The sequence below is a fragment of the Stenotrophomonas sp. TWI1409 genome (assembly GCF_039673015.1).
GTDB lineage: Bacteria > Pseudomonadota > Gammaproteobacteria > Xanthomonadales > Xanthomonadaceae > Stenotrophomonas > Stenotrophomonas maltophilia_A.
This window is the reverse complement of sequence record NZ_JBDJKU010000100.1, coordinates 1-9,983: the sequence shown is the minus strand read 5'-3', so window position 1 is coordinate 9,983 and position 9,983 is coordinate 1. Positions and strand designations below refer to the sequence as shown.

Annotated in this window: 11 protein-coding genes and 3 tRNA genes; 11 read left to right on the top strand and 3 right to left on the bottom strand. The window is 66.1% G+C overall.

Features of this window, described 5'->3' with window-relative positions; genetic code table 11:
• Window positions 1-121: 121 nt before the first annotated feature.
• Entirely contained in the window at window positions 122-1,546 is a 1,425-nt protein-coding gene (locus ABE423_RS19630; RefSeq protein WP_125895933.1) for a sugar porter family MFS transporter, read from the bottom strand.
• A gap of 192 nt (window positions 1,547-1,738) precedes the next feature.
• On the opposite strand from ABE423_RS19630, the gene fdxA reads away from it, so the two are divergent.
• Window positions 1,739-2,062: a ferredoxin FdxA gene (gene fdxA, locus ABE423_RS19625; protein WP_004153066.1), complete on the top strand. Its 324-nt coding sequence runs from the start codon at window positions 1,739-1,741 to the stop codon at window positions 2,060-2,062.
• A gap of 197 nt (window positions 2,063-2,259) precedes the next feature.
• On the opposite strand, the gene ABE423_RS19620 is transcribed toward fdxA, so the two are convergent.
• Together ABE423_RS19620 and dapA are read right to left on the bottom strand one after the other, a co-directional pair.
• Window positions 2,260-2,775 carry a hypothetical protein gene (locus ABE423_RS19620; protein ID WP_006432432.1) on the bottom strand — a complete coding sequence of 172 codons (516 nt, stop codon included), beginning with the start codon at window positions 2,773-2,775 and terminating at the stop codon, window positions 2,260-2,262.
• 32 nt (window positions 2,776-2,807) lie between these two features.
• Entirely contained in the window at window positions 2,808-3,701 is an 894-nt protein-coding gene (gene dapA, locus ABE423_RS19615; RefSeq protein WP_049423505.1) for a 4-hydroxy-tetrahydrodipicolinate synthase, read from the bottom strand.
• Window positions 3,702-3,865: 164 nt separating this feature from the next.
• On the opposite strand from dapA, the gene ABE423_RS19610 reads away from it, so the two are divergent.
• The 10 genes from ABE423_RS19610 to ABE423_RS19565 all read left to right on the top strand — a co-directional run bounded on the left by ABE423_RS19610 (window position 3,866) and on the right by ABE423_RS19565 (window position 9,773).
• On the top strand, window positions 3,866-4,426 hold the full coding sequence (locus tag ABE423_RS19610) for a glycine cleavage system protein R (protein WP_005409051.1): 561 nt from the start codon (window positions 3,866-3,868) through the stop codon (window positions 4,424-4,426).
• Between the two features lie 79 nt (window positions 4,427-4,505).
• Window positions 4,506-4,985, top strand: a complete 480-nt coding sequence (locus tag ABE423_RS19605) for a peroxiredoxin (protein WP_032128846.1) — start codon at window positions 4,506-4,508, stop codon at window positions 4,983-4,985.
• Between the two features lie 84 nt (window positions 4,986-5,069).
• Complete coding sequence (locus ABE423_RS19600) at window positions 5,070-6,470, top strand: PhoH family protein (protein ID WP_010484287.1); 1,401 nt, start codon at window positions 5,070-5,072, stop codon at window positions 6,468-6,470.
• On the top strand, window positions 6,467-6,973 hold the full coding sequence (locus ABE423_RS19595) for a hypothetical protein (protein WP_032128845.1): 507 nt from the start codon (window positions 6,467-6,469) through the stop codon (window positions 6,971-6,973). Before ABE423_RS19600 ends, ABE423_RS19595 begins: the two co-directional genes overlap by 4 nt.
• Before the next feature lie 12 nt (window positions 6,974-6,985).
• Complete coding sequence (locus ABE423_RS19590; RefSeq protein WP_049463692.1) at window positions 6,986-7,654, top strand: YoaK family protein; 669 nt, start codon at window positions 6,986-6,988, stop codon at window positions 7,652-7,654.
• A 64-nt stretch (window positions 7,655-7,718) separates the two neighbouring features.
• Window positions 7,719-8,528: a bifunctional hydroxymethylpyrimidine kinase/phosphomethylpyrimidine kinase gene (gene thiD, locus ABE423_RS19585; RefSeq protein ID WP_049400932.1), complete on the top strand. Its 810-nt coding sequence runs from the start codon at window positions 7,719-7,721 to the stop codon at window positions 8,526-8,528.
• Window positions 8,525-9,451, top strand: a complete 927-nt coding sequence (locus ABE423_RS19580; RefSeq protein ID WP_346487236.1) for an alpha/beta fold hydrolase — start codon at window positions 8,525-8,527, stop codon at window positions 9,449-9,451. The genes thiD and ABE423_RS19580 overlap by 4 nt, the downstream gene beginning before the upstream one ends.
• Window positions 9,442-9,518: transfer RNA gene (locus tag ABE423_RS19575), tRNA-Arg, on the top strand. The genes ABE423_RS19580 and ABE423_RS19575 overlap by 10 nt, the downstream gene beginning before the upstream one ends.
• Before the next feature lie 69 nt (window positions 9,519-9,587).
• Window positions 9,588-9,664 (top strand) — tRNA-Arg (locus ABE423_RS19570).
• 32 nt (window positions 9,665-9,696) lie between these two features.
• Window positions 9,697-9,773: transfer RNA gene (locus ABE423_RS19565), tRNA-Arg, on the top strand.
• Window positions 9,774-9,983 lie beyond the last annotated feature (210 nt).

The following is a 9,983-nucleotide window of genomic DNA, read 5'->3' as shown; positions in this document are numbered from 1 at the left end:
GGACCGTTGGCGCCATGGATGGCGCCATCGAGCCCCCATGGATGGGTATACGGCGTGTCCTGGATCGGCTGGCCTGCAGCCTCCCCACGGAGAAAGGAGGCGCTGAAACACAGGCCGGCCGTCAGCCTTCCATCTGCTCCAGCTCCTTGCCCTTGGTCTCGCGCACGTAACGGACCACGAAGAAGATCGAGAGGATCGCAACGACAGCGTAGATGCCGTAGGCCCCGGCCAGGCCGATGCCGGCCAGCAGCATCGGGAAGGTCACGGTGATCGCGAAATTCGAGGTCCACTGCGCCGCACCAGCAACGGCCAACGCCGGGCCGCGGATCTGGTTCGGGAACATTTCGCCCAGCATCACCCACATCACCGGGCCCCAGGACATGTTGAAGAACACCACATAGACGTTGGCCGCAACCAGCGCCAGCCGGCCCATGCCATCGGACAGCTGCAGGCGACCATCGGCCAGGCTGCCGCTGGCAAACGCCACCACCATCAGCACCAGCGCCACCGACATGCCAACCGAGCCGATCCACAGCAGCGGCTTGCGCCCGATGCGGTCGATCAACAGCACCGTCAGCAGGCAGGCGCCGATGCTCAGCGCGCCGGACAGCACGTTGATCAGCAGCGCGTCGCTTTCCGAGAAGCCCACCGCCTGCCACAGCACCGCGCCGTAATAGAACACCACGTTGATGCCGACCAGCTGCTGGAACATGGCCAGGCCAATGCCTACCCAGAGGATCGGGCGCAGCTTGCCGGTGACCGTGTCGCGCAGGTCGCTGAAGCGCGGCTTGTGCTGATCCTGGGCCAGGCTGGCTTCGATCTCGGCCTGCTTGGTCGCCGCTGCCGCCTCGCCGTACAGCCGCGACAGTACCGCCCTCGCCTGCTGCTGACGCCCCTTCAGGACCAGGAAGCGCGGGCTTTCCGGAATCACCAGCAACAACAGCAGGAACAGCCCGGACGGCAGCGCCTGCATCCAGAACATCCAGCGCCAGGCCTCATGGCCCAGCCATAGCGGCTCGGTTGACGCCCCAGCAGCTCGGGCCAGCAGGTAATTGCTGAGGAAGGCGGCGAACAGGCCGCAGATGATCGCCATCTGCTGCACCGTGGCCAAACGCCCGCGATAGCGCGCCGAGGCCACCTCGGCAATGTAGGCCGGCGACATCACGCTGGCCGCGCCCACCGCGAAGCCGCCGAGCACCCGTGCGGCGATGAACAGCCAGGAGGCGTGAGCGGCACCGGCGCCCAGCGCCGAGACCAGGAACATCAGTGCCGAGGCAATCAGCACGCCACGACGGCCCAGGCGATCCCCAAGCCAGCCGGCCAGGAAGGCACCGATCGCGCAGCCCAGCAGCATCGAGGCCACTTCGAAACCGAGCGCCGCCTCGCTGGAGTTGAAGGCCTGGCGCAGGCCGTCGACCGTGCCATTGATGACACCACTGTCGAAGCCGAACAGGAATCCACCCAGCGTGGCCACGCAGCTGATCAGGACGATGAATGCGGTGTTCTCACCACCATGGGAGGCGATGTAGGGCTGAGCTGGGGACATGAACGATCCTGCTGGGAAGGGGTCCGGCCATCCAACGCAGCCGGCTGACCCGCAGCGTCGCACAGGCCTCACCCTGCCGCCAACGACCACCACGGCCGCGCCTGCCAGACGCCCGATTTCCGCCCCGCGCCGACACCGGGGGCCAACCTGTTCTAGAATTGGCGGGTTCAGGAATCGATCCACCCCCAGCCCATGCCCTTTGTCGTCACCGAAAACTGCATCAAGTGCAAACACACCGATTGCGTGGAAGTATGCCCCGTGGATTGCTTCCACGAAGGCCCGAACTTCCTGGTGATCGACCCGGATGAGTGCATCGACTGCACCCTCTGCGAACCGGAATGCCCGGTCAACGCGATCTTCCCGGAGGACGATGTTCCTGCCGGCCAGGAGAGCTTCGTCGCCCTCAACGCCGAGCTGGCGAAGGAGTGGCCGGTACTGACCGTGCGCAAGGACCCGCCCGCCGACGCCGGCGAATGGGACGGCAAGCCGGACAAGCTGAAGCTGCTGGAGCGCTGAGAAGCGCCTCTTGCGGCAACGAAAAGGGCGCCTATGGCGCCCTTTTTCGTTGCTCGGCAGATAGCATCCGCGCGATCCGATAGGTGCCAACCGCAAGATCCGGTAGGTGCCAACCTTGGTTGGCACAGAAGCGCCGACCAAGGTCGGCCTCTACCCGGGCACGTGCGGACCTGGGCCCGCACCCACCCGACCGGCCCTTACTGGGCCAGCTTTGCCTTGAGCGCGGCGATCAGCTTCACCGGCGCTTCTGCAGTGGCCGGCAGGCCACGCGGGTCGACCGCGGAGATGTAGGCGCCGGCATCGACGGCGACCACGCGGACCAGGAAGTTGCTGCCTTCGTAGGCCACGTCATACGAGCCCAGCAGCTGCGCGCGGCTGGCGATGGTCACGCCTTCCACGCCTTCCAGCGCGGTGCCGACCTTGGCGAAAGCCTCGTCCTTGCCGCCGGCGATGGTGAAACCGGTGTTGCCCACGGCCGGGGCCGCAGCCACCGGGGCCGCCGGCTTGGTCGCCGAGGCAAGGGTCGGCACCTTGTTGTCACTGGTGGCGTTGGGCAGGTTCAGGTCCGGCGGCACTTCCAGCGGACGCATTTCCGGGGCCAGGGCGTAGTCGCCCTTGACGCCACGCTTGAAGCAGCCGGTGGTGCCGGCGGCAACGGCCACCGCAAGCAGGGCGTAGGACAGCACGCGGACGGTGGATACGGATTGACGCATGTGAATCTCCTGGGTCAGACCAAGACGGAAGGTCAGTGGCTGGAAAGGGCTTCGAGGGCGGCGATGTCGCCGGCAAGGTGATCGGCCGCCGGATGGTGCGCCACCGACAGCGGCAGCAGCGGCAGGCGCAGGTCGTGACCGATGCCGATACGGCGCAGCAACGCCTTGACCGGAATCGGGTTCGGCTCAACGCCGCAGAAATCATGGAACGGCTGCAGGCGCGCATCCCAGGACCCGGTGGCTTCGTGGTCGTGGGCGGCAGCCAGCTCGCACATCCGGCGGTAGGCGCCGGGCAGCACGTTGGAGCCGACCGAGATCAGGCCATCGATACCGGCCTGGATCGAGCGCGCGGCCGTACCGTCGTCGCCACTGAACACGGCAAACTGCGGGCTGCGCAGGGCGAGCAGCGCCTGCACCCGGCCGGTGTCACCCACCGCCTCCTTGATGCCGACGATGTTGGGATGGCTGGCCAGTTCGGCCACGGTCTCCGGCTGCATGTCGCACCCGGTACGGCCGGGCACGTTGTACAGCACGACCGGTAGCCCGCCCTGGTCGGCAACCGCGCGGTAGTGGGCGATCAGGCCAGCCTGGGTCGGCCGCACGTACGGCGGGGTGACCACCAGCGCGTGGCTGGCGCCAAGCGCGGCGGCACGGCGGGTCTGTTCGATGGTCTTGGCGGTGCCCGACAGGCCGGTACCGGCCATGACCGGGATGCGGCCGCCGATGCGCTCGACCGCGCTGGCCAGCAGCAGGTCGTACTCGGCATCGGTGAGGGTCGCTGCTTCACCGGTCGAGCCGGCTACGACAACGCCATGGACGCCACCTTCCAGTTGCAGGTGCAGCAGGCGCTGCCAACCGTCGGGATCGAGGGCGCCGTCGGCCCGGAACGGGGTCGCCAGCGCGGTGATGAGGCCGGAAAGGGACAAGGACGTGCTGCTCTTGGCTGGAAAGGGAAAACGCCCGCCACGAAAGGCCGGGGGCGACCTGAATGTTACTTGCGGCGCGAAAGCACGGGCAAGTATGCTGGACACCGGTGGATCCCCGCCTCTGGCGGGCATTCAGACTAACGCATGCATTACCCGGAATCGCCTTGACCGACACCACCCCGCGCCCCGCGCCGAGCGAAAACCACCTCCTGATCAACGCCTACACGACGCATCCGGAGTCCCCCCTGCTGTCCGTCACCCGCCGCATTGCCGACAGCGGCTGCAATCTGGTGGACGCACGCCTGGCCACGGTCGGCCGCGATGTCTCGGTCACCGCCCTGGCCACCGGCTCCTGGGACTCGGTGGCCAAGCTGGAAGCGATGCTGACCCGGCTGGAGCGCGAAGAGGGCCTGAAGCTGGTCTGGTACCGCACTGCCGCCAAGCAGGCGCAGTCCAACCTGCTGCCGTACATCGTCGAAGTGATCGCCGCCGACAAGCCCGGCATCCTGTTCCAGCTGGCCGATTTCTTCGACCGCCAGGGCATCACCATCGAGAACCTGCAGAGCACGCGCTACCGCGCCATGCAGACCGGTGCGGAGATGTTCAGCGCGCAGGTCACCATCGGCGTGCCGGCCAACATGCACATCGCCGCGCTGCGCGACGATTTCCTTGAATTCTGCGACCACCTGAACCTGGACGCGATCATGGACCCGATGAAATTCTGATTCTTCGCGCGCCTCTCACGGGCGCGTGGCGTTTCATGCAATTGTCGTAGAAAGAACCCAGGCTCGACAGAAGGACCTCATGAACAACGGCGATACCCTGGACAGCACCACCCTCTCCCTGCCGCTGGCGCTGTCCGGTGGCGAACAGGCCACTCTCGGCGACTACGCCGGCCACTGGCTGGTGCTGTACTTCTATCCCAAGGACAGCACCCCCGGCTGCACCACCGAAGGCATCGACTTCAACGCACTTCTGCCCAAATTCAAGAAGGCAGGCGCGGTGGTACTCGGTGTCTCGCGCGACTCGGTGAAGTCGCACGACAACTTCTGTGCCAAGCAGGGCTTCAACTTCCCCTTGGTCAGCGATGGCGACGAAGCGCTGTGCGGCGCCTTCGACGTGATCAAGATGAAGAACATGTACGGCAAGCAGGTACGTGGCATCGAACGCAGCACCTTCCTGATTTCCCCCGACAGCCGCATCGTGCAGTCCTGGCGCAAGGTCAAGGTTGCCGGCCATGCCGATGCCGTTCTCGCCGAACTGAAGGCCTCCCAGTCCAAGTGAGTCCCACTGCCTACTGTGTCTGCCATCACCCTGCCCCGCAGCAGGCCGTGGTGGTTTTTCCCTGTCCGTAACCAGGAATCGACGATGACCCGAGGCAAGCGCATCTACGTGCTGGATACCAACGTGCTGATGCACGATCCCACCGCGCTGTTCAAATTCGAGGAGCACGACGTCTACCTGCCCATGCAGGTGATCGAGGAGCTGGACAACGGCAAGAAGGGCACCTCCGAAGCGAGCCGCAACGCCCGCCAGGTGAGCCGCTTCCTCAACGAGCTGGTGCAGGAATCCGGCCTGGACAACCTGGCCGACGGCATTCCGCTGCAGCGACCCAATGGCCTGCAGCTGCGCGGCAAGCAGAGCGCCGGCAAGCTGCGCTTCCAGACCAGCCATTTCGACGCCGGCAAGAGCTTCGGCAAGGTCATCCCGGACAACGCCATCCTCGGCGCGATCCTGGCGCTGAAGGAAGAAACCCCGGACCTGCCGGTGGTGTTCGTTTCCAAGGACATCAACCTGCGGATCAAGGCCGCGATCGCCGGCATCGTGTCCGAGGACTACGAGAACGACCGTGCGCTGGACGATTTCAGCCTGCTCTACACCGGCGCCACCGAGCTGCCGGAAGACTTCTGGAAGCGCCACGGCGATGACCTGCGCAGCTGGAGCGACAAGGGCCGCACGCATTACGAAATCCTGGCGCAGGATGGCGAGGAGTGGTACCCGAACCAGTACGTCTACCTGCCTGGCGAAGATGAAGTCGAGCTGCGCGTCAGCCGCGTGGTCGGCGACGGCAAGGTGGTGCTGTCACTGGTCGATGATTTCCGCCACGGCAGCCACGCCGTGTGGGGCATCAGCGCACGCAACCGAGAACAGAACTTCGCGCTCAACGCACTGATGGATCCGGAGATCGACTTCGTCACGCTGCTGGGTACCGCCGGCACCGGCAAGACCCTGCTGGCGCTGGCCGCCGGCCTGGCGCAGACGATGGACCAGCAGCGCTACCGCGAGATCATCATGACCCGCGCCACGGTCAGCGTCGGCGAGGACATCGGCTTCCTGCCCGGCACCGAGGAAGAGAAGATGACGCCGTGGATGGGTGCACTGACCGACAACCTGGAAGTGCTCACGCACAACCAGGAAGGCGGCACCTGGGGACGCCAGGCGACCAACGACCTGCTCGCCAGCCGCATCAAGATCCGCTCGATGAACTTCATGCGCGGCCGCACATTCCTGTCGCGCTACCTGATCCTGGACGAGGCGCAGAACCTCACCCCCAAGCAGATGAAGACGCTGATCACCCGTGCCGGCCCCGGCACCAAGATCGTCTGCCTGGGCAACGTCGAGCAGATCGACACCCCGTACCTGACCGAGACCACCTCGGGCCTGACCTACGCGGTGGATCGCTTCAAAAACTGGCCGCATAGTGCGCACATCACCCTGCGCCGAGGCGAACGCTCACGCCTGGCCGATTACGCTTCGGAGGTGTTGTGAACCGCTGCACCCGCCTGCTGCTGCCCACGGCTGCGATCGCCCTCGCAGCCGTCCTGGGTGCCTGCACCACCACGCGCGGCCCCGCCAGCGTGCCGACCGCCGAGCGTACCGGCCAATCCTGGGTGGTCACCCGCCCGATCATCGCCGCGCAGGTACTCGATACCTGCTCGCGCCCCAGTCCCGGCCGCGAGGCCGGGCGGGTCAGTGGTTACTGGGCGCCCAGCCGGCAGCAGATCGACCAGCTGGAAGCGCAGCTGTCGTCGCTGGAATCACAGGTACCGAAGGTGCTGGACTTCGACCGCCAGTACGTCGGCATCGAAAGCGCCGGCAAGCGTCTGATCTACATCAACGCCTTCCATCTGCCCGACGACAGCGGCATCAACCCGGCACGGGAAGCGATCCGCGTCTGTGACGGCGGCACGCAGTTCTGGGGCGCGGTATTCGACCCGGCCAGCAACACCTTCAGCGAGCTGCAGTTCAACGGCGGCTTCGGCGGGCCCTGAGGGGCCCCGCCGATGGGAATACGCCTGCCCACCTGGGTCTGGATCGGCGCGGTCGCGCTCTCGTGCGTTGCCGGCATGGTCAACGTGGTCGGCTTCCTCGGTTTCGAGCACCAGGCGGTCAGCCACATGACCGGCAGCACCAGCCAGCTGGGCATGGCGCTGGCCCAGGGTGACTGGCGCGCGGTCGGCCACCTGTGGGGATTGCTGATCGCGTTTTCGCTGGGCGCGATGCTCAGCGGCCTGCTGATCCAGGACAGCGCATTGCAGCTGGGCCGCCGCTACGGTGTCGCGCTGGCGCTGGAATCGGCACTGCTGCTGGTGGCCATTCCGCTGTTCGAACAGCATCAGATCTGGGGTGCACTGGCCGCCGCCATGGCCTGCGGCCTGCAGAATGCGATGGCGACCACCTTCAGTGGCGCGGTGGTGCGCACCACCCACCTCAGCGGCATGTTCACCGACCTCGGCATCGGCCTGGGCCACCTGCTGCGCGGACTGCCGCTGCAGGTACGGCGGCTGACCCTCAGCGGCCTGATCATCAGCGGCTTCCTCGCCGGCGGCATCCTCGGCGCCTGGTTGTTCATGCGCTGGCAATACGACGCCCTGCTCGCCCCCGCCCTGCTGACCGGCCTGACCGGGCTGGGTTATGTGGTGTACCAGCAGTGGGCGCGTTGGCGGCATTGAATCAAGGACATCCACGCATGGCGTGGATCTACCTTCCCCAGCTGGACCACGGCACAATCGCCGAATGAGCCCGACCACTCCCGTTTCCGCCCTCACCATCGCCGGCTCCGACTCCGGCGGTGGCGCCGGTGTCCCTGCCGATCTCAAGGCCTTCGCCGCGCACCGCGTGCATGGCCTGGCCGTGTTCGCCGCGCTGACTGCACAGAACACCCGTGGCGTCACCGCCGTGCATGTGCCACCGATCGCATTCCTGCAGGCGCAGATCGAAGCCTGCTTCGATGACTTCGATATCCATGCCGTGAAACTCGGCATGCTGGCCAACGCCGAGGTGATCCATGCGGTCGCCGACGCACTGGAAAAACATCGCCCGCCGCACGTGGTGCTGGACCCGGTGATGGTCGCCACCAGCGGCGCGCGCCTGCTGGAGGAAAGTGCGCTCAAGGCCATGCGCGAACGCCTGCTGCCGTTGGCGACGCTGGTTACGCCCAATACCCCGGAAGCAGAACTCCTGATCGGCCGGAAGATCGCCAACGGCGATGACGCCGAACAGGCTGCCTCTGCCCTGCTCGATCTCGGAGCCGGCGCAGTCCTGCTCAAGGGTGGCCACCTGCAGGAAGGCAACCGCGTGATCGATCGCTACTTCGACGGCGTCAGCAGCGAAGAATTCATCCACGCACGCCTGCCGCTGGACGCACATGGCACAGGCTGCACGCTCGCCTCGGCCATCGCCGCGCAGCTGTGCAACGGCCTGAGCCTGGCCAATGCCTGCGAAGCCGGCATCGACTACGTTGCGCGCGGCCTGCAGCAGGGCTACGCGCCTGGCCGCAGCGAGGTGCTGGTGCTCGATCACTTCGGCGCGGCACCGCACGCATGAGCCTGACGTCGAGCGTCCTCGCCGTGCAGTGCGACGACGGCCATCGCTACGAAGTGATCGCCTGCGTGCCCGCACAGCCCATCGCGCGCCTGCTGTGGCTGCCAGCGCTGGGCGTGGCCGCGCGTCACTACATGCCACTGGCATTGGCGCTGGCGGCGAAGGGCGTGGCGGTCTACCTGCATGAGTGGCGCGGCAACGGCAGCAGCTCACTGCGCCCCTCGCGCACGCAGGACTGGGGCTATCGCGAGGTACTCGAACAGGATCTGCCGGCCAGCCAGGCCGTCCTGGCCGCAGCGGATGACGCCGCCGACGCCCTGCCCTGGATCATCGGTGGACACAGTCTGGGCGGGCAGCTGGCCTGCGTGCATGCCGGCCGCAACCCGCAGCACTTCAACCGGCTGTGGCTGGCCGCCAGCGGCTCACCGTTCTGGCGCGGCTTCCCGCCACCGCGTGGCTGGCTGCTGCCACTGATCTATCGTTTCCTGCCGTGGATCGCGCAACGCCAGGGCGTGCTGCATGGTCGGCGCCTCGGCTTCGGTGGCACCGAAGCGCGCGGGCTGATCGCCGACTGGGCGCGCGTTGGCCTGAACAACCACTACGCCGCGGCCGGCATGGACGAAGACCTCGATGCGCAGATGGCGCGCGTGCATGGCAGCGCACAGGCCGTGTTGATGGAGCACGACTGGTTGGCACCGACCGGATCGATGCAGACGCTGCTGGCGAAGCTGCCGAATGTGGACGCGCAGCTACGCGTGCTGTCCGCGCAGGAACTGGGCACGCGCGCCGATCATTTCGCGTGGCTGAAGGCGCCGGAGGCCGTAGCTGACAGCTTTTTCATTCAGTTGGATGAAAATTTTCACAAAACTGTTGACGGTACGCGCCGACATCCGCATAATTCCGCTCCTGTCGCAGGGCGCCCGTAGCTCAGTTGGATAGAGTACCTGGCTACGAACCAGGCGGTCGGGAGTTCGAATCTCTCCGGGCGCACCACTCGACAGGTTTTCAGCATCCGCCGCTGGAAATGCAGTAAAATTAAGCAGTAAGTTGATTGTGTACCGCGCGCCCGTAGCTCAGTTGGATAGAGTACCTGGCTACGAACCAGGCGGTCGGGAGTTCGAATCTCTCCGGGCGCACCATACACAGTCAGCACAACAAGTTTATGTAATTGGCGCCCGTAGCTCAGTTGGATAGAGTACCTGGCTACGAACCAGGCGGTCGGGAGTTCGAATCTCTCCGGGCGCACCATTACACCGAAACAGCAGGCCTCGGCCTGCTGTTTTTTTATGTGTGTTTTTCGGCAGGGCTGCGCCCTGCACCCCTGGTAGTGCCGGCCGCTGGCCGGCAACCTCAACAGCAAAAGCAAAAGCAAAAGCTGGCATTCCGTGGGTTGGCGGGGCGGTGTCGGAGTGCGGGGACGCCGCAAGTACGTCCCTGTAGGCTTGGCAGCCGCATCCA

Bases quoted from the DNA above. Each gene is read 5' to 3' on its own strand.
- ABE423_RS19630 (WP_125895933.1), bottom strand. From the start codon at position 1,546: ATGTCCCCAGCTCAGCCCTACATCGCCTCCCATGGTGGTGAGAACACC.
- fdxA (WP_004153066.1), top strand. From the start codon at position 1,739: ATGCCCTTTGTCGTCACCGAAAACTGCATCAAGTGCAAACACACCGAT.
- ABE423_RS19620 (WP_006432432.1), bottom strand. From the start codon at position 2,775: ATGCGTCAATCCGTATCCACCGTCCGCGTGCTGTCCTACGCCCTGCTT.
- ABE423_RS19605 (WP_032128846.1), top strand. From the start codon at position 4,506: ATGAACAACGGCGATACCCTGGACAGCACCACCCTCTCCCTGCCGCTG.
- ABE423_RS19600 (WP_010484287.1), top strand. From the start codon at position 5,070: ATGACCCGAGGCAAGCGCATCTACGTGCTGGATACCAACGTGCTGATG.
- ABE423_RS19590 (WP_049463692.1), top strand. From the start codon at position 6,986: ATGGGAATACGCCTGCCCACCTGGGTCTGGATCGGCGCGGTCGCGCTC.
- thiD (WP_049400932.1), top strand. From the start codon at position 7,719: ATGAGCCCGACCACTCCCGTTTCCGCCCTCACCATCGCCGGCTCCGAC.
- ABE423_RS19580 (WP_346487236.1), top strand. From the start codon at position 8,525: ATGAGCCTGACGTCGAGCGTCCTCGCCGTGCAGTGCGACGACGGCCAT.